This is a genomic window from Pandoraea sp. SD6-2 (assembly GCF_000389825.1).
GTDB classification, from domain to species: domain Bacteria; phylum Pseudomonadota; class Gammaproteobacteria; order Burkholderiales; family Burkholderiaceae; genus Pandoraea; species Pandoraea communis.
On the sequence record NZ_KB944451.1, the window covers coordinates 69,568 to 88,430 of the forward strand.

At 61.5% G+C, this 18,863-nt stretch carries 20 protein-coding genes; 9 read left to right on the plus strand and 11 right to left on the minus strand.

The features are described from left to right. The gene (locus C266_RS14770; RefSeq protein ID WP_010806053.1) at positions 1-357 is read right to left on the minus strand and encodes a RidA family protein; all 357 of its coding nucleotides are present in this window, start codon (positions 355-357) and stop codon (positions 1-3) included. A gap of 65 nt (positions 358-422) precedes the next feature. Next, a complete protein-coding gene (locus C266_RS14775; RefSeq protein ID WP_036663114.1) occupies positions 423-1,301 on the minus strand; it encodes an alpha/beta fold hydrolase in 879 nt (292 codons plus the stop codon). A 163-nt stretch (positions 1,302-1,464) separates the two neighbouring features. On the opposite strand from C266_RS14775, the gene C266_RS14780 reads away from it, so the two are divergent. Then, positions 1,465-2,256: a 3-hydroxybutyrate dehydrogenase gene (locus C266_RS14780; protein WP_010806055.1), complete on the plus strand. Its 792-nt coding sequence runs from the start codon at positions 1,465-1,467 to the stop codon at positions 2,254-2,256. 203 nt (positions 2,257-2,459) lie between these two features. Here C266_RS14780 and C266_RS14785 read toward each other — a convergent pair whose 3' ends face one another. Beyond that, complete coding sequence (locus tag C266_RS14785; protein WP_010806056.1) at positions 2,460-3,098, minus strand: CoA transferase subunit B; 639 nt, start codon at positions 3,096-3,098, stop codon at positions 2,460-2,462. A gap of 23 nt (positions 3,099-3,121) precedes the next feature. Then, complete coding sequence (locus C266_RS14790) at positions 3,122-3,820, minus strand: CoA transferase subunit A (RefSeq protein ID WP_010806057.1); 699 nt, start codon at positions 3,818-3,820, stop codon at positions 3,122-3,124. A 231-nt stretch (positions 3,821-4,051) separates the two neighbouring features. Between C266_RS14790 and C266_RS14795 the strand changes: the two genes are divergently transcribed. Continuing rightward, positions 4,052-4,597, plus strand: a complete 546-nt coding sequence (locus C266_RS14795; protein WP_010806058.1) for a PAS and helix-turn-helix domain-containing protein — start codon at positions 4,052-4,054, stop codon at positions 4,595-4,597. Between the two features lie 60 nt (positions 4,598-4,657). On the opposite strand, the gene C266_RS14800 is transcribed toward C266_RS14795, so the two are convergent. From C266_RS14800 to C266_RS14810, 3 genes are all read right to left on the minus strand, one after another. After that, positions 4,658-5,071 (minus strand): thioesterase family protein, encoded by a 414-nt coding sequence (locus C266_RS14800; protein WP_256380705.1) that lies wholly within the window; start codon positions 5,069-5,071, stop codon positions 4,658-4,660. Positions 5,072-5,250: 179 nt separating this feature from the next. Next, positions 5,251-6,315: a TRAP transporter substrate-binding protein DctP gene (dctP, locus tag C266_RS14805; protein ID WP_010806060.1), complete on the minus strand. Its 1,065-nt coding sequence runs from the start codon at positions 6,313-6,315 to the stop codon at positions 5,251-5,253. Positions 6,316-6,493: 178 nt separating this feature from the next. Next, positions 6,494-7,270, minus strand: a complete 777-nt coding sequence (locus tag C266_RS14810) for an SDR family oxidoreductase (RefSeq protein ID WP_010806061.1) — start codon at positions 7,268-7,270, stop codon at positions 6,494-6,496. A 179-nt stretch (positions 7,271-7,449) separates the two neighbouring features. Here C266_RS14810 and C266_RS14815 point away from each other — a divergent pair, with 179 nt between their 5' ends. Then, entirely contained in the window at positions 7,450-9,120 is a 1,671-nt protein-coding gene (locus tag C266_RS14815; RefSeq protein WP_036663117.1) for an electron transfer flavoprotein-ubiquinone oxidoreductase, read from the plus strand. A gap of 127 nt (positions 9,121-9,247) precedes the next feature. Further along, positions 9,248-9,562, plus strand: a complete 315-nt coding sequence (locus C266_RS14820; protein WP_010806063.1) for an MliC family protein — start codon at positions 9,248-9,250, stop codon at positions 9,560-9,562. A 96-nt stretch (positions 9,563-9,658) separates the two neighbouring features. Here the strand turns inward: C266_RS14820 and aroC are convergent, their stop codons facing one another. From aroC to C266_RS14835, 3 genes are all read right to left on the minus strand, one after another. Beyond that, complete coding sequence (gene aroC, locus C266_RS14825) at positions 9,659-10,762, minus strand: chorismate synthase (protein WP_010806064.1); 1,104 nt, start codon at positions 10,760-10,762, stop codon at positions 9,659-9,661. A 175-nt stretch (positions 10,763-10,937) separates the two neighbouring features. After that, positions 10,938-12,857 (minus strand): MFS transporter, encoded by a 1,920-nt coding sequence (locus tag C266_RS14830; protein ID WP_010806065.1) that lies wholly within the window; start codon positions 12,855-12,857, stop codon positions 10,938-10,940. After that, positions 12,854-13,309, minus strand: coding sequence for a CBS domain-containing protein (locus C266_RS14835; protein WP_010806066.1), 456 nt, complete (start codon positions 13,307-13,309; stop codon positions 12,854-12,856). Before C266_RS14835 ends, C266_RS14830 begins: the two co-directional genes overlap by 4 nt. Positions 13,310-13,710: 401 nt before the next feature. On the opposite strand from C266_RS14835, the gene C266_RS14840 reads away from it, so the two are divergent. Genes C266_RS14840 through C266_RS14850 form a run of 3 tightly spaced genes read left to right on the plus strand, consistent with a single transcriptional unit; the run spans position 13,711 to position 16,186 of the window. Beyond that, positions 13,711-15,018: an O-acetylhomoserine aminocarboxypropyltransferase gene (locus C266_RS14840; protein WP_010806067.1), complete on the plus strand. Its 1,308-nt coding sequence runs from the start codon at positions 13,711-13,713 to the stop codon at positions 15,016-15,018. Next, entirely contained in the window at positions 15,015-15,830 is an 816-nt protein-coding gene (locus C266_RS14845) for an alpha/beta fold hydrolase (RefSeq protein ID WP_010806068.1), read from the plus strand. The genes C266_RS14840 and C266_RS14845 overlap by 4 nt, the downstream gene beginning before the upstream one ends. A gap of 32 nt (positions 15,831-15,862) precedes the next feature. After that, positions 15,863-16,186, plus strand: a complete 324-nt coding sequence (locus C266_RS14850; protein ID WP_010806069.1) for a DUF962 domain-containing protein — start codon at positions 15,863-15,865, stop codon at positions 16,184-16,186. On the opposite strand, the gene C266_RS14855 is transcribed toward C266_RS14850, so the two are convergent. Then, positions 16,176-17,537 (minus strand): YihY family inner membrane protein, encoded by a 1,362-nt coding sequence (locus C266_RS14855; protein WP_010806070.1) that lies wholly within the window; start codon positions 17,535-17,537, stop codon positions 16,176-16,178. The genes C266_RS14850 and C266_RS14855 overlap by 11 nt on opposite strands. Before the next feature lie 156 nt (positions 17,538-17,693). Between C266_RS14855 and wrbA the strand changes: the two genes are divergently transcribed. Next, positions 17,694-18,281 (plus strand): NAD(P)H:quinone oxidoreductase, encoded by a 588-nt coding sequence (gene wrbA / locus C266_RS14860; protein WP_010806071.1) that lies wholly within the window; start codon positions 17,694-17,696, stop codon positions 18,279-18,281. A 68-nt stretch (positions 18,282-18,349) separates the two neighbouring features. After that, positions 18,350-18,808, plus strand: coding sequence for a DUF2069 domain-containing protein (locus C266_RS14865; RefSeq protein ID WP_010806072.1), 459 nt, complete (start codon positions 18,350-18,352; stop codon positions 18,806-18,808). The last annotated feature ends 55 nt before the right edge of the window (positions 18,809-18,863 follow it).

The window sequence follows — 18,863 nt, forward strand, 5'->3', positions numbered from 1 at the left end:
TCAGCTTTCGCGCTGAGCCGCCACGACCACGATTTCAACGAGCATGGCAGGGTCGGCGAGCAACGCCTGCACCGTGGCACGCGGAGGTGCATTGCCGGCCGGCACCCACTCATCCCACACCTGATTCATTTCACCAAAATACTTCATGTCCGAAATGTAGATCTGGCAGGAGAGAATCAACGACTTGTCGCTGTTCGCTTCCGCGAGCAGACGGTCGATATGCGCGAGCACCTGACGCGTCTGACCCGCCATGTCCTGCGAACGATCATCGGGCGTCTGCCCGGCCAGATAAACGGTGCCGTTATGCACGGCCATGTCCGACCAGCGCTTTTCGACGTAGAAACGTTGTACTGCCATGATGTAAAACTCCTCGTGTTCTTCTAAACTTCGGACCGCCCCTGCACAGCGCCATCAGGCGAGCGTCAGTCCGCGTATCCGTCAAAAAATCGGCGGGCGATCTCGATCTGATCCGCATGCACAAACGTCGGCGCGTGCCCCACACCGGCGATTTCCACGGCGCGCGCGTGTTGCGCGTGCGCCAGCATTTGTTCGAGCGTTGTGCGAGAGAGCAAATCCGACTGCTCGCCGCGCACGACCAGCGTACGCCCAGAAAACGCCGCAAGCGACGCCCAGAGTATCGCTTCGCCCGCCGCGATGGCGTCTGGCGGAACCCCCGAAAATGCGGCCCCAATCGACGGATCGTAGCGCAATACATAGCCGTCACCCTCGGCCTTGAGCAGTGGCTCGCACAGCGCAAGCCACTCCTCGCGCGCGTGTGGCCCAAATGCCGAAGAGATCGACCAGAGGTAATCCGCGCCCTCGTCCAACGAAGCGAATCGCTTCGGTATCCCGACATACTGACCGATGCGAGCAAGCGCAGGAGCGTCGATATGCGGCCCCACATCGTTGAGCAACAAGCTGCGAATTGGCGTATCCGGCATGCCTGCAAGCCCCATGCCGATCAGGCCGCCCATCGACGTGCCGAACCAGTCCACCGAAGACACACCGAGCCGCGCAATCAACGTCACCATGTCGGAGACATACTGTGGCACGACATAACCGGCTGGATTCGCCAGCCACGACGACTGCCCGCGCCCGACCACATCCGGACATATGACACGGTAGTCGTTCGCGAGTGCCTTCGCCAGCGTGTCAAAATCGCGACCGCATCGCGTGAGTCCGTGCACGCACACCAGCACGCGTGGATTTTCAGAGTCACCCCATTCCGTGTAGGCCATCCGATGCAATCCAGACGGACTCAGACATTGAACGTTCGACAGACGTGGCACGTGGCTCGACATGGCAGACTCATCGGATCGGTTTCCAGACCCGAATTCTACCGCGCCTGCCAGGAAGCGTGAGCTAGAATGAGGCGACTCATGAGACGCATCCAACCGCAGTTCGCGGACACGCTCATCGACATCGGATAAATCCCTTACCCTTCATCCGCACGGAGACGATGCAATGCTGAAAGGAAAAATCGCCCTCGTAACCGGCTCGACCAGTGGCATAGGTCTGGGCATGGCTCAGGCGCTCGCGGTACAGGGAGCCAACGTCATCACGAACGGTTTCGGCGACGCCAACGCCGCGAGCAAGGCCATTGCCGACGCCGTGGCGAGGGCTGGCCGCACGGGCACCCAGGTCGGGTATCACGGTGCCGACATGAGCCGTGCCAGCGAGATCGAAGCGATGATGCAATATGCCGAATCGGATTTCGGCGGCGTCGACATTCTGGTCAACAACGCGGGGATTCAGCACGTAGCGGAGATTCAGGATTTTCCGACGGACAAATGGAATGCGATCATCGCGATCAACCTGACGTCGGCATTTCACACCACGCGGCTTGCCTTGCCCGGCATGCGACAGCGCAACTGGGGACGGATCATCAACATCGCCTCGGTACACGGACTCGTGGGTTCGGCCGGCAAATCGGCGTACGTCGCGGCCAAACACGGCATCGTCGGCCTGACGAAAGTCACCGCACTGGAAAACGCGCAGTCGGGGGTGACGGCCAATGCCATCTGCCCGGGCTTCGTGCTCACACCGCTTGTACAGAAGCAAATCGACGATCGCGCGGCGCGCGAGCATCTTTCCGGCGACGAAGCGAAACGCTCGCTGTTGGGCGAAAAGCAGCCTTCCGGCGAGTTCGTGACGCCAGAACAACTTGGCGCACTGGCCGTTTTTCTGTGCAGCGACGCCGGCTCGCAGGTGCGCGGCGTGGCATGGAACATGGATGGCGGCTGGGTCGCACAGTAATCACGGCAAGCGCCGGGACTCAGGCATTTCAGAAGGCTTGCCGACGCCACAAGAACAAAACGGGCGGGAAATTTCCCCGCCCGTTTTGCCTTCCACCGATCACCGGGCTCAACGGCCACGGTAACCCTCAGCAAAGCGGCTTATCAAAGCGCCACGCCTGAATGCGACAGGCACGATGACATGATAGGCACACCGCCAAAGCGTCAGACAGCGCTCGTGTCGAGCGGTGCCCCGGTCTTCTGCGAAATTTCTTCCTTCGTCACGCCCTGCGCCAGTTCGACAACTTTCAGGCCATCCGGCGTCACGTCGATCACACCGAGGTCGGTAATGATGCGATTGACCACGCCAACGCCGGTGAGTGGCAAATCACAGGCCTTGAGGATCTTGTGAGTGTCGCCCTTGGCCACATGCTCCATGAGCACGACCACGCGACCGACACCGGCAACCAGATCCATTGCGCCGCCCATGCCCTTGATCATCTTGCCCGGAATCATCCAGTTCGCAAGATCGCCCTTCTCGCTGACCTGCATCGCGCCGAGGATCGCAAGATTGATGTGGCCGCCGCGGATCATCGCGAACGAGTCTGCCGACGAGAAAATCGACGAGCCCGGCAGCGTCGTGACCGTCTGCTTGCCTGCGTTGATCATATCGGCGTCGACTTCGTCTTCCGTCGGGAACGGTCCGATACCGAGCAGGCCGTTCTCCGATTGCAGCCAGACCTCCATGCCTTCGGGTACATGGTTCGCCACCAATGTGGGCAAACCGATTCCGAGGTTCACGTAAAAGCCGTCTTCCAGCTCGCGCGCCGCACGCGCAGCCATTTCTTCACGATTCCATGCCATGGTTATCTCCTTGATCTCGGCGCTTACTTGGCACGTACCGTGCGTTGTTCGATGCGTTTTTCCGGATGTGCATTCAGCACGATGCGCTGAACGAAGATACCGGGCAGGTGCACGTCGTCCGGGTCGATCGAACCGGTATCGACCAGCTCTTCGACTTCAACGATCGTGATCTTGCCAGCCATGGCGGCCATCGGATTGAAGTTGCGGGCGGTGCGATTGAACACGAGGTTACCGGCACGATCGGCCTTGGCAGCCTTCACAAGCGCGACATCGGCGCGCAGCGAGCGCTCCATGACGTATGTCTCGCCGTCGAATTCGCGCGTTTCCTTGCCTTCGGCAACCACGGTACCCACACCGGTCTTCGTGAAGAACGCCGGAATACCCGCACCGCCGGCGCGCAGCTTTTCAGCCAGCGTGCCCTGCGGCGTGAATTCGAGTTCGAGTTCTCCGGCCAGATACTGGCGCTCGAACTCCTTGTTCTCGCCAACGTACGAGGAAATCATTTTCTTGATCTGACGCGTCTCGAGCAGCAGCCCCAGACCAAAACCGTCCACCCCGGCGTTGTTGCTGATACAGGTGAGCCCCTTCACGCCCGAGTCGCGCAGCGCGGCGATCAGGGCCTCCGGAATGCCACACAGGCCGAAGCCACCAACGGCGAGCGTTTGCCCGTCCGCGACGACACCGGCAAGCGCCTCCTTGGCGCTGGCGTATACCTTGTTCATCGTTTGTCCCTTTCCCTCGGTTGAGAATTGAAATTATGTCGCGCTCTTGCGCGTTGCGAGGCTTGCGCCACCTCGCGAATCGCCGGGGCAACGCACCTCATGCGACCATAGAGCTTACGGTGGCGTGCAAATGGGGCACAATACGTGAAATTACATATCTTTCCGCGCATCGAGCCGCAGCCATACTGGTGTTGCACCGGCACGCGGCCCGACCGGACTTGCACCGCCCCCATGCCGACGTTCGACTATCAGACAGCTTTTCACATCGCGCCAGTCGGCTTGGTCATTTCTCGCCAGCGCATCATCGAGGACTGCAATCGTCAACTTGGCAAGATCTTCGGCTACGAACACGAAACCCTCATCGGCCAGTCGTTCCAGGTGCTTTATCCGTCACCGAAAGAGTTCGAGCGCATTGGCGAGCGTATTCCACCGATCATGAGCACGCAAGGCGTCTACGCCGACGAGCGCATCATGCGTCGCGCCAACGGCGAACTGTTCTGGTGCCACGTGACGGGCCGATCGCTCGACGTTCAAGACCCCCACGCCGCCGGTCTCTGGACCTTCGAGGACATGTCAGCCACACGCCGCGTCGCCGTAGCGCTGACGGCCCGCGAGCGCGAAATCGCGGCGCAACTCGTGCAAGGCAAGACCAGCAAACAAATCGGCAAGATTCTCGACATCAGCCCGCGAACCGTCGACATCTATCGTGCGCGTCTGATGCAGAAGTACGGCGCGGGCACGGCGACGGAACTCGTGCAGCGTCTGCTCGGAAACTGACCTGAGTGAGGGCGTGCGAGGTGCCGAACTCCGCGCATCGTTACGCCCTCCGGACCGATCTCACGCCATCAGCCCTCGCACCGCTTCCGGCAGCGGCACCGATTTCTCTTCCTTGTAGTTCACCCAGACGATCTTCGCACCGCCCTCGGCAACCACCACATCAGGCGTATCGGCGCGGCGCAACTCGAAACGCGTGTCGACACTGCTTCGCCCCGGTGCGCCCACAAACATGCGGCAATCGATATCGCCCGGATAGCGCAACTGGCGCAGGAACGTCATATTCGCATTGATAATGACCGGCCCCTCCCCCGTCGAGCTTTCTTCGGACGCGATATTCAGGGTTTCCAGCCACGAGATACGCACCTGCTCCATGTACCGGAAGTACACGGTATTGTTGACATGCCCGAAGGCATCCATGTCGCCCCAGCGAATGGGCATGCGCATACGAAAGACTTCTTTGTATTCTGATGACACTGCAAATTCCCCATATTGAAAATCAACGCCCTGTCGTGCGATGACAGGGCGTCATGGGGATAAAGTGTAGCGCTTCGGATGGATAGGCGTGCAGCAAGACGCCACGATTTGCCCGAAACGGCGGCCTTTTCGGAATGACGTGAGAGCATTGCCTCGGAGGTTTCCGAAGCAACGCACAACTACTTGCGCACGCCAATATCGTGCGGCTTGCTGACTGTGGTGTCGTCTTTGACCGCAGCCTCCGCCTTCTCGACCAAATCGCGGCCGACAAGCACCTTCCATTTCATATAGACGGCGCGCGTCGCTTCGGCGAAGCGCTGACGCTGCTCAGGCGTGAGTCGCGTAACCTTCACGCCGCGCGCCTCCAGATCCTCCCATGTACCGCGCCCGGTGTTCAGAAGGTCTTCTCGTGCCAACGTCACCTCGAAGCGTGCAGCCTCCATCGCTGCATCGCGAACGATGTCGCGATCCTGTGGCGACCAGCTATCCCAGACCTGCCGGTTGACCACAAACACGATGGGATCGGCCACGTAATCCCATACCGTGATGTAGCGTTGCCCCAACGTATCGAGTCGCACATTGTTGTAGATCGTCAGCGGATTTTCCTGACCGTCGATCTTGCGCGCGCGTATCGCCCGAATGGCCTCGCTCCACGTCATCTGGGTCGGCACCGCCCCCAACGCCGTGAAAATGTCGTTGAACAGCAATGACCCGACCACACGGAAGCGCAAACCGCGCATGTCTTCGGGCGTGCGGATCGGGCGGCGCGAATTGCTCAGTTGCCGGAAACCGTTCTCCCCCCATGCCAGCGGCACCACACCCTGCTCTTCCACACGGCGGAACAGCTCACGCCCTACGTCACCCTGAGTGAGCGCATCGAGCGACCGATAGCCACGCAACAGAAATGGCAGCGAAAAGACGTTGAATTCGGGGATGGCCGAAGACCAGTTGATCGTCGAGCCGACCGCCATGTCGATGACGCCCTGGCGCAACGCCGTGAACTCGCGTGTCTGATCGCCACCGACGAGCGTAGCGCCCGTGTGTAGCCGTATGTTGATGCGTCCGCGAGTCCGCTCGCGCACCATGTCTGCCCACAGCTGCGTGCCCTTGCCCCAAGGGGTGCCGGCATCGGGCACGATCGACAGCGAGTATTCGGCTTTATAAGGTTGCGCGGCCACAGGCAGTGCGATGACGGCGAGGGCAAGCGCGACTCCGACGAGCCCCCGCCAGCCTTGATTACGCATGGTGTCCCCAAGATGATCGGGGTACGACGTCAGTGCGACGCCCTTCTCGACCCCGTGAGCATCGGCAAATTATGCGCTCGTGCTCACGAGGCTGACTGCCTCGGACATTCCCGGATTGCCGCATTGCACCCGGCCTGCGCAATCGCCCGAATCGTCACGACACTCGTCCTGACAAGGTTCAGCCAATCGCCAGGCCATCGTCGACGGTCATGATCGAGCCGTTGATAAATCTGGAGTCGTCCGAGGCCAGAAGCAGAATCAACCCATCAAGATCGCTCGGCTCGCCCACGCGCTGACGCGGCAGCATCTGAATCAGCTTGCGACCGGCCTCGGTCTGCCAATGCTCGTGATTGATCTCGGTGTCGATATAACCCGGACATAGCGCGTTCACATTGATATTGAAGCGCCCCCATTCCAGCGCCATCGCGCGCGTCATATGGATGACCGCCGCTTTGCTGATGCAGTACACGCCGAGCATGGAAATCGCCCGCTGTCCCGCCACCGACGCCACATTGATGATCCGGTGCTGACGCTGCGGATCGCCCTTGGCGCGCCGAATCATGCGCTTGGCGACTTCCTGCGCCACAAAGAAGGTCCCTCGGGTGTTTGTGCCGAGGACGTAGTCGTATTCCTGAGGCGTGACGTCGACCAGCCGTTGTTGAGCCGAAACCCCCGAGTTGTTGATGAGAATATCGATAGCGCCCGCCTCGGTCTCGGCATGCGCTACGCCAGCACGAATGCTGTCGTAGTCGGTGACGTCCAGCGGAACGACGTGCGCAGCACCGCCCTGCGACTCGATCTCCGCGCGCAACTCCTTGAGCCGCTCCACACGGCGGCTGGCAAGCACGACCTTGGCCCCGGCCTGCGCGAGCACCTTGGCAAACTGCATGCCGAGTCCGCTCGATGCCCCGGTCACCATCGCCACTTTGCCTTCCAGATTCAGCGAACGCCCCATCGTCGTCTCCCCTCAAGCCCGCACACCTATTGAAAAGCGGCACCGCCCCAAGGCCCGCCGCTAGAGCTTCCCACCTACCAAACCGAACGATCGTGCTATTAATATGCGGTTGCGAGGTGTTCTCCATTCCCGGAAAATGGCCGCACCCACGAATTCTAACGTTTATAACAGGAGCATCAATGGATCCCAAGCTGCTTGAGCAGTACGGCCCGAGGGAGTCGATGGAATATGACGTCGTCGTCGTTGGCGGCGGTCCGGCCGGCCTGTCCACGGCTATCCGTTTGAAGCAACGTGCGCAGGAAGCAGGCAAGGAAATCTCCGTTTGCGTGCTGGAAAAAGGCTCGGAGATCGGCGCCCACATTCTGTCGGGCGCTGTCATGGACCCGCGCGCACTGACCGAACTGATTCCGAACTGGAAGGAACTCGGCGCGCCGCTCGACACCCCCGTCGTCGAAGATCGCTTCCTGTTCCTGAACGAGACGGGCGCAACCCCCACCCCGTCGTGGCTGCTGCCGGCCTGCTTCCAGAATCACGGAAACTACGTCATCAGCCTGGGCAATGTCGTGCGCTGGCTTGGTCAGCAGGCCGAGGCGCTGGGCGTCGAAATCTTCCCGGGCTTTCCCGCCGCAGAGATTCTGTACGACGAAAATGGCGCAGTCATGGGCGTGGCGACCGGCAACATGGGCGTTGGCAAGGACGGCGAGCCGACCGAGAACTTCCAACTCGGCATGGAGCTGCACGCGAAGTACACGATCTTTTCGGAAGGCGCGCGCGGAAGTCTCGGCCGCCAGTTAATGCGCAAGTTCAACCTCGACGATGGTCGCGATCCTCAGGCTTACGGCCTGGGCATCAAGGAACTGTGGGAAATCGATCCGGCCAAGCACAAGGAAGGCCTCGTGATCCACACGGCCGGCTGGCCGCTCAATTCCCAAACCTACGGCGGCTCGTTCCTCTATCACTTGCCGAACCATCAGGTCGCGGTAGGTTTTATCGTCGGTCTCGACTACAGCAATCCGTATCTGTCGCCGTTCGAGGAGTTTCAGCGCTACAAGACGCATCCGTCGATTCGCCACTTCCTCGAAGGTGGCAAGCGTGTCTCATACGGCGCACGTGCCATCACGGCGGGCGGGCTGCTGGCGCTGCCGAAACTCGTCTTCAAGGGCGGCGCGCTGGTCGGCTGCGAGGCGGGTTTCCTCAACGTGAGCCGCATCAAGGGCAGTCACGCCGCCATCAAGAGCGGCATGATGGCCGCCGACGCTGCTTTCGACGCGCTGGCCGCTGAGCGTCAGCGTGACGAGCTTGTGGCTTACCCGGCGGCGTTCGAGCAATCGTGGCTGCACGAAGAACTGAACAAGGCGCGCAACTTCAAGCAGTGGTTCAAGAAGGGCCTGACCGTTGCCACGCTCATGACGGGCATCGAACAGAAGCTGCTCGGCGGCAAGATGCCGTGGACGATCCACCGCAAGAAGGCCGATCACGAATGTCTGCTGCCGGCAGCGCAATGCCAGCCGATCGTCTATCCGAAGCCGGATGGCAAGCTCACCTTCGACCGTCTGTCGTCGGTCTTCATCTCGAACACCAACCACGAAGAGAACCAGCCGGCACACTTGACGCTCAAGGACCCCAGCGTGCCGGTCGGTATCAATCTGGCCGAATACGCGGGTCCGGAGCAGCGTTATTGCCCGGCGGGTGTGTATGAGTTCGTGAAGAACGACGACGACTCCGAGCGTCTGCAAATCAACGCGCAGAACTGCGTGCACTGCAAGACCTGCGACATCAAGGACCCGACGCAGAATATCGTGTGGGTAACACCGGAAGGCGGTGGCGGGCCGAACTACCCGAATATGTGATGTCGATTGCCGCCGGTTCGTCCGGCGGTTTTTGTTTGCAGACTGCCCGTGACACGCTGTTGCGCAACCTGCCCGCTGAATCGCGCTCACGTCGGATTCGAATCAACGTCATTGGTAAGGAGGCACGATGTCGAGAACTTCCGTATGGCTGTCGGGTGTCGCGCTGACGGGCACCCTCGCACTCACTTGCGGCGCGGTGCAAGCCAAGTCAGTGGCCTACCTGTGCGATAACGCGCACGTCGCGCTAGTCGTCTATGACGATAACAACCTCGGCGGCAACGTTACGCTGTACTGGATGGGCAAGCGCGAGGTGCTCAAGCCGGCACGGGCCGCAAGCGGGGAAAAGCACGTCGGCCCCACCCTCATCTGGTGGAGCAAGGGACCGGAAGGTACGCTCTACACAGCCAGAGGTGAACACCCGATCACGCAATGCAAGGCGTAGGGCATAAAAAAACGCCAGACAACTCGTCTGGCGTTTTGCGTTCCTGCAATTGGCTGCGCCCCAGCGGGAGCCTCGCTTACCGCCAGTCCAGCATCTTCACTCCGGCGCGCGTGCCGCGATGACTGGCGTGTTGACCTGCACATCGCCGCACTGGGCTCGGTGGCGCAGGGCATGATCGATCAGCACGAGCGCCAGCAACGCTTCGGCAATCGGCGTTGCGCGAATGCCCACGCACGGGTCATGACGACCGAAAGTCTCCACCGTCGACGGTTGCCCCGTGACATCGATCGAACGACGCGGCGTACGAATGCTCGATGTGGGCTTGACCACGATCGAGACGTCGATGTCCTGCCCAGTGGAAATACCCCCCAGAATGCCGCCGGCGTTGTTCCCGACGAAGCCTTCGGAGGTCAGTTCGTCGCCGTGCTCCGATCCCTTCTGCGTAACGCTACGGAAACCCGCCCCGATCTCAACGCCCTTGACGGCGTTCAACCCCATCATCGCGTGAGCAATATCCGCGTCCAGACGGTCGAACAGCGGCTCGCCCAGCCCAACCGGAACGCCCGTCGCCACGATACGCAGCTTGGCCCCGACGGAATCTCCGGCTTTGCGAAGATCATCCATATAGGTTTCAAGTTGCGGAACAACTTCCGCGTTAGCCGCGAAAAACGAGTTTTGCGACACCTGCGACCAATCGGTCTGTGGTATTTCGACGTCACCGATCTGTGTCATGCAGCCGCGCACCTGTACGCCATACCGTTCAGCCAGCCACTTCTTGGCGACCGCGCCCGCGGCCACGACCGGTGCCGTCAGGCGTGCCGACGAGCGGCCACCTCCGCGATAATCGCGAACGCCGTACTTTTGCAGATAGGTGTAATCGGCATGTCCGGGACGGAACGTCTGGGCAATGTTGCCGTAGTCTTTGCTGCGCTGATCGGTATTACGGATGAGCAGCGCGATCGGCGTGCCCGTCGTGACACCTTCGAACACTCCCGAGAGGATCTCGACGGCGTCCGGTTCGTTACGCTGCGTGACATGGCGCGACGTGCCAGGGCGGCGGCGATCCAGCTCCACCTGAATGTCGGCTTCCGTGAGCGCCATTCCCGGCGGGCAGCCATCGATGACACAGCCAATGGCCGGGCCATGCGATTCGCCAAAAGTGGTGACGGTAAACAGGGTTCCAAGCGTATTGCCAGACATACGGGGATCAGGTTCGGATGAGGCGGAGGCCCTATTATGCCAGCGATCCCTCCGGACCGCGCCGCCCTGTGCAGCACACCGTGACGTCAAAGGCCCGAATAGCGGCATCTTGGGCGCCATTCTGACGCCCTCTGAGAGAAATCCGATCGACGCGACGCGTTTCTCCAGGCGTCCGTCAGACCGGCCACGGGCCGCGAAGCTTGAGCACCTTTTCGCGCAGGGCTTCCGGCGTAGCTTGGGCCGGTGCCACCGGTGCCCCAATGACGAGCTCCAGTCGGTTCAGAATGCCGCGCTTGAACGGACGCGTCATCGCCGCACCGCCGTGCCGTGAGAAGAAACTGCCCCACAACCCACGCAGCGCCATCGGCACGACCGGCACGGGGCTACGCTCGATAATGCGCTGCACGCCCTGACGGAACACCTGCACGTCACCCGACGCCGTGAGTTTCCCCTCGGGGAAGATACAAACGACCTCGCCCGCCGCCAATGCCTTTGCGATCTGCTCGTAGGCCTTATTGAGCCCCCCTGCGTCCTCGTGTGCAGGCGCAATCGGAATTGCTCCCACCGTTCGGAAGAACCACGACAACACCGGGATACGGAAAATCCGATGGTCCATCACAAAACGAACCGGTCGCCGGATCGACGCACCGATGACCACGGCGTCGGCGAAGCTCACGTGATTGCAGACCAGCACGCACGGGCCCTCATCCGGAATCTGGTCGGCCCCTTTGACATCGATACGGTAGAGGGTGTGCAACAGCATCCACATCACGAAGCGGATCAGGAATTCCGGAAGCAACGTGTAGAGATAGACCGCGACCAGCGCATTGAGAATGCCGGTAACGAGATACAACTGATCGATGGTGAATCCGGCTCTCGTGAGCGCCATCGCCATGAGCGCGGACACGATCATGAACAACGCGTTGAGAATATTGTTCGCGGCAATGATGCGCGCGCGGTGCGACGGTTTGCTGCGGCTCTGAATTAGCGCATACAGCGGCACGCTATAGAAACCACCGAACATCGCCAGCAGGAACAGATCGGCCAGAATTCGCCAATGTGCCGGCTGCGAGACGAACTGCCCGACCGTCTGGAGTGCAGCCCCACCGGCTCCTCCCCGGCTGGCAAAGTACAGATCAACCGCAAACACGGTCATGCCGATCGAGCCGAAGGGCACCAGTCCGATTTCCACCTTGCCGGACGAGAGCCGCTCGCAGAGCAGCGAGCCGACGCCGATCCCGACGGAGAACATGGCAAGCAGCAAGGTGACGACATCCGGGTCGGCACCCAGCACGTCATGCGCGAAGTTGAAAAAAGACGCGAGAAAGGTTGCCCCGAGGAACCAAAGCCAGGAGATGCCGAGCAGGCTCTGGAACACGGCTCGGTCGGTGCGCGCGATGCGCAGATTCCTCCACGTCTCGGTAAACGGGTTCCAGTTGATACGCAGGTCCGGCTGGGCAGCAGGCGTCTGCGGCACCCACGTTGATGCCAGCCGCCCCAACAACGCCAACCCAAGGCAGACACCACCGAGCCACGGCAGCGAACCTGCTCCACCTCCCGCAATCTCGCCACCGATGATCGTGCCGATCAGAATCGCCACAAACGTGCCCATTTCAACCAGGCCGTTACCGCCGACCAATTCGTGATTGGCGAGATGCTGCGGCAGATACGCATACTTCACCGGCCCGAAGAGTGTGGAGTGCAGCCCCATCAGGAATGTGCAGACGAACAGCAATGGCGCGCTCGCCCAGATGAAACCGGCCGCACCGACAGCCATGATGGCAATCTCGAGTGTCTTGACGAAGCGGATCAGGCGCGCCTTGTCCCACTTGTCGGCAATCTGGCCGCTGGTCGCAGAAAACAGGAGAAATGGCGCGATGAAGATGGCCGAAATCAGGAATGCCGCAGTCTTGCCGTCGACGTTCTCAAAGAGGGAGGCGTGGTAGGTGACAAGCGACGTGAACGCGATCTTGAACACGTTGTCGTTCATCGCGCCCAGAAACTGCGTCCAGAAGAACGGCGCAAAGCGTCGTTCTTTCAGCAGACGTGATTGGTGGCCCTCGCCGCGTGCCCCGCGCTGGCTGGCCTCACTCACTTCGCGTTTTCCGCTTCCTCGGCCGGCCAGTCACGAATGTAGGCCTTGAGCATGCGGTTCTCGAAGGATTGCTCCTCGACGACCGCCCGTGCCACATCGTAGAAGGAAATCACACCCATGAGCGTGCGGTTGTCCATGACCGGCAAATAGCGTGCGTGACGCTCGAGCATCATGCGCCGCACTTCGTTCACATCCGTCTCCGGGGTACAGGTGAGCGGATGATCGTCCATGACCTTGCGAATCGTGGAGCCGCCCACGGTACCGCCGTTCTTGCTGATCGTATTGATGATCTCGCGGAACGTGAGCATGCCCACGAGATCGCCGTACTCCATCACGACGAGCGAGCCGATGTCGTGTTCCGCCATCGCGTCGACGGCATCGGCCAGCGACGTCTCCGGGGTCACGGTGAAAAGGGTGTTGCCCTTTACTTGCAGGATGTCAGACACACGCATGGCACACACTCCTCGTTGTGATACTCGGGCAATCGTGGCGGAACGCTGCCACCGGACGTATTGCCAGACTTCGGCTTGCGAGACGGAACGCTGGCGCTCACGCCGTTGTCTCCGCGCAAATAGTTATTAGAACATGTTCAAAGGATGCTATCGGAAAGCGCCTGAAAAGGAAAGGCGTAAGACGCGCACATGTCCGTGTGACGCGGGTTTTCGGCCGATTCCTTGCCAGCGCTCGGACATTGCCGTGCCTCCCGCATCGGACAACACCGTCATTTGCCTGACGAGGGTTGCAAAGCCTGTCAGTGCGCACGAAGGTGGTGCTAGCATTGCCGTATACGTAAAGTCCGCATCACGAGTCAGCGCCAAGTCAACGTCAAGCCAACTGCGAGGCCTTCTCCGACATGTCTGCACCGCACTTCGACACACTCGCCCTGCACGCCGGGGCTGCCCCCGACCCGGTCACGGGAGCGCGGGCCACCCCGATCTATCAGACCACGTCGTTCGTGTTCTCCGATACCGATCAGGCGGCCGCCCTCTTCAATATGGAACGTGCCGGGCATGTCTATTCGCGCATTTCCAATCCGACGAATGCCGTTTTCGAAGAGCGCATGGCCGCGCTGGAAAATGGCGCCGGCGCCATCTCGACGGCGAGCGGCCAGGCCGCGCTGCACCTTGCCATTGCCACGCTGATGGGAGCAGGCTCGCACATCGTGGCATCAGGCGCGCTGTATGGTGGCTCGCACAATCTGCTGCATTACACGCTGCGCCGTTTCGGCATCGAGACCACGTTTGTCCGCCCTGGCGATCTGGATGGGTGGCGCGCCGCCGTGCGCCCCGAAACCCGGCTGTTCTTCGGTGAGACGCTCGGCAATCCGGGGCTCGACGTCCTCGACATTCCTCAAGTCGCCCAGATCGCTCATGATGCCGGCGTGCCCTTGCTGGTCGATAGCACGTTCACAACGCCCTGGCTGATCCGGCCATTCGATCACGGCGCCGATCTCGTGTATCACTCCGCCACCAAGTTTCTCGGCGGTCACGGCACGACCATCGGCGGCATTCTGATCGACGGCGGCACGTTCGATTTCGAGAGAAGCGGTAAATTCCCCGAGTTGACCGAGCCGTATGACGGATTCCACGGCATGGTTTTCGCGGAAGAGAATTCCGTCGCTCCCTTCCTGTTGCGCGCGCGGCGCGAGGGCTTGCGTGACTTTGGTGCGTGCCTGCATCCACAGGCGGCCTGGCAACTGCTGCAAGGCATCGAAACGCTACCGCTACGCATGGCGCGGCATGTGGACAATGCGCGTCGTGTGGTGGCGTTCCTCGCGGGGCACGAGGCCGTGGCGAGCGTGGCCTACCCCGAACTGCCATCACACCCCGATTACGCATTGGCCAAACGTCTGCTGCCACGCGGTGCGGGCGCCATATTCAGCTTCAATCTGAACGGAGACCGTGCGGCGGGACGCCGCTTCATCGAGTCTCTGAAACTCTTCTCGCATTTGGCCAACGTCGGCGACGCACGCTCGCTCGTCATTCACCCCGCTTCCACCACGCATTTCCGCATGGACCCGGCAGCACTCGCTGCGGCCGGTATCGGGGAGGGCACCGTACGCCTGTCGATCGGCCTGGAAGACCCCGACGACCTGATTCAAGACCTCAAGCGTGGCCTGAAAGCGGCCGTCAAATCCTCAGCCAAGGGGCAAGCCCGATGAACCTCGACATCGCAGGCAAGAACGTCTATGCCTACACCGCCGGGAAGTCGATCGATCCTGGGCAACCAACGGTCGTTTTTCTGCATGGCGCGCAGCATGATCACAGCGTCTGGGGGTTACAGAGCCGATACCTTGCGCATCACGGCATGAACGTGCTCGCGCTGGATCTGCCCGGCCATCACCGCAGCACGGGCGCCCCGTTGAAGACGATTGGCGAAATGGCCGATTGGGTGGTTGCCGTGCTCGACGCCACTGGCGTCGGTAACGCCGCATGGGTCGGGCACAGCATGGGATCGCTGATTGCGCTAGACGCCGCCGCACGTCATGCCGAACGCGTGTCGCGCATTGCCCTGGTGGGCACCGCTTATCCGATGAAGGTCTCCGACGCCCTGCTCGAAGCGGCCGCCGAGCGTGAGCCCGAGGCCATTGCCCTTGTCAACGCGTGGTCGCACAGCACACTCGCCGCCAAGCCCTCGGCGCCCGGCCCAGGCTTCTGGACGTGGGGCGGCAATCAGCGGTTGATGGAGCGGGTGTCGCAGCGTAATCCCGCCAAAGTGTTTCTCACCGACTTCGAAGCGTGCAACCGCTACGATAAGGGGACGGAGACGGCCGCACGGGTCACGTGTCCTGTACTCGCCGTGCTGGGACAACACGATCAGATGACGCCACCGCGCGCGGCACAAGCGCTGTTGGACGCCCTGCGCGAAGCGGGGGCGCCGGTCACAGTAGAGATCGTCAATGCGGGGCACGCGATCATGACGGAGCAGCCGGACGCCCTGCTCGATGCCCTCGTGCGATTCATGCGACACTGAGCGCGTCACCTTCGCTAACGAGGAGGCTTGTCATGCCGGATACGCACGATGCCGCACCGCGGTTTCACCGGTTTTCGGACTTTTATCCGTTCTATCTCGGAGAGCACCGGAACCCGATTTGCCGCCGCCTGCATTTCGTCGGCTCATGGGGAGTGATTGGCTTTCTGGTGACGTTCGCCGTGACAGGCAACCCGTGGTGGCTGCTCGCTGCGGTAGTGTGCGGCTACGCGTTCGCGTGGGTGGGCCACTTCTTCTTCGAGAAAAACCGGCCCGCCACGTTTCGCCATCCGCTTTACAGTTTGATGGGCGACTGGGTCATGTTTCGGGATATCTGCCTGGGCCGCATCAAGCTCTAGCGCTCTGGTGCCCCTCCGGCCCCTCATGCCCTTCATGCCTCGCCGGCCCCGCTTGGCCCTCCTGATGACGGCCTGACTCCCTTTCGACCGGCGGGTCGATGCCGTCGTCGTCGATCGTGACGGCACGCGGTAACGCGTCGACGAGCGGTACGTCCCATTTGCCTTCGCGCAGTATCTCGGCGACGTGGGCGCCGTCGAGTGCATGGCGCTCCATTTGCCGAGCCAACTCGTCGACGTTGAGCGCCAGTTGCGCGACCAGCGGCGCCAGTGTCGTCGTGCGCGGGTTCGCGAGCAGCAGCCAACGTTCAGCCGACGACTGCATCGTCAGCCGGCCCACCCACCCCATGCGTTCGAGCCGGGTGAGCAAATCGCTGGCGTGATCGAGGCTTGTTCGCATGGTGTTCGCCAGTTGCGCCATCGTGCGGCCGCCACCGCCATTTTCGCGATCAAGATTGAGCAGATGAATGAGCGTCAGGCCATCGAGCAGATCGCTGCCCGGAAACCGGGGATATTGAAAATGGCCGAGACGCAGCGCGGGCAGGACCGCAGTGATCGTTGCACCCAGCAACGCCACCAGCCACGACAGATAAATCCACAGCAGGAAGATCGGCACTGCGGCAAATGCGCCATACACCGCCGTATAAGTCGGGAACTGCCGGATGTACATGCCGAAGCCGCGCTTTGTCAGATCGAACGCCAGCGCCGCCACAACCCCGCCGACCAACGCATCGCGCCAGTCCACCTTGCAATTCGGCATGTAGAGATACATCAGCATGAAGGCCAGGCTGGTCAGCGCAAGCGGAATCAAGCTGAGCAGCGATGCCACGGCCGGCGGCAGTGTACTGACCAACGACATCGACTGCGTGAACACATAGGAACTGATCGACAAGCTCACCCCGAACAGCAACGGACCGAGCGTGAGCAGACTCCAGTAAATGAGCAGACGCTGTGCCAGTGCTCGCGGACGCGGCACGCGCCAGATCACATTGAATGCCGATTCCACTGTCATCAACGTAAGCACCGCCGTCACCAGCAAGCCAATCAGACCGAACGCGGTCAGGCTTTTTGCCTTCGATGCAAACTGGTTCAGGTAGTTGAATATCTGTGCGTTGACGCTCTCGGGCATCAGATGCTCGAGCAGGAACCCCTGCAAGGCATCGCGAAACGAATTGAAAATCGGGAAGGCTGTAAACAGCGCGAACGTCACGGCGAATAGCGGTACGATCGACAGGATCGAGGTGAACGTCAGACTGCCCGCAACTTGCGGAATCCGGTCGTCCTGAGCCCGCGCAAGCGCGTATCTCAGCAGTTGGCGAACGTTATTCCAGTTGATGCGGGACAGTTTGAGCAAATCGGGCTCCTGAATGAGAAGGTTGGCACGGCAGGCGCTCGCCCGAACCGTAACGCCAATAGGAACGCCCTATAATACCCGCACTTTTCGCCTGCTTTTCACCCAAGACCCGAGGCTCAGACAGGTTTGCCTCCTTGCCTCAGCCAATTCGACTTCATGACTGAAATCCTCGTCCTGTACTACAGCCGTCACGGCACCACCGCACAGCTCGCACAGTGCATCGCAGCCGGCATCGACAGTGTGCCCGGCGCACAGGCACGAGTGCGAACCGTCCCCGCCGTGTCGACCGTGTGCGAAGCCAGCGCTTCGGATATTCCGGACAGTGGTCCTCCTTACGTCGAATTGCGCGATCTCGAAGAGTGCGCAGGACTCGCCCTCGGGTCACCCACGCGCTTCGGCAACATGGCCGCCGCACTGAAGTACTTTCTCGACGGCACCACGCCGCAATGGCTCTCGGGGGCACTTGCCGGGAAACCCGCGTGCGTTTTCACGTCCAGCGCCAGCCTGCACGGCGGCCAGGAAAGCACACTGTTATCGATGATGATTCCGCTGCTGCACCACGGCATGTTGCTGATGGGCCTGCCCTATACGGAGCCCGCGCTATCGAGCACACGCACTGGCGGCTCGCCTTACGGTGCCACGCATTTCGCCCATGACGGCAACCCGCTCTCCGCCGACGAGCGTCAGTTGGCGTCGGCACTCGGCGCGCGACTCGCACGCGCGGCCACCAAGCTGGCAGAATAAGCGCTTACGCCGCGCCGTCCGCATCGAGTCCGCGTCTTCGCAGTAGTTCCGGCCCACGAGACAAGCCCATGACTGCCACTCCGCCCGACCTGCCCCCAGGCGCCAACGCCCGCAACACGAGCGCGCCGCCCCAGACGCTCGCCAGGCCTGCCGCGCCACACGCCGCGCAGGGGCTGCGTCGACTGAGCATTGCAAGTCTGCTGGCGTTGATCGCGCTGTCGGTTGCGTGGGAATTGTGGCTCGCGCCGCTGCGTCCTGGCGGCTCCTGGCTGGTCCTCAAAGCGCTGCTTCTGCTGTTGCCGCTACGCGGCGTATTGCGCGGCAACCTGTATACGCTGCAGTGGTCGAGCATGTTCATCCTGCTGTTTCTCGCGGAAGGCGTGGTGCGCGGCATGACGGATACGGGTCCGTCGGCCTCGCTCGCATGGATCGAAACGGCACTGTCCGCCGTATTTTTCTTCTCGACGATCTTTTATCTGCGGCCCTTCAAACGGGCGGCGAAAGCCCGTGCCGCGGCAGCACGATAGCCCTGCGCCTCACCGGCGCCACGCGGTGCAATATCGCAAACCGCATGATTGGTGC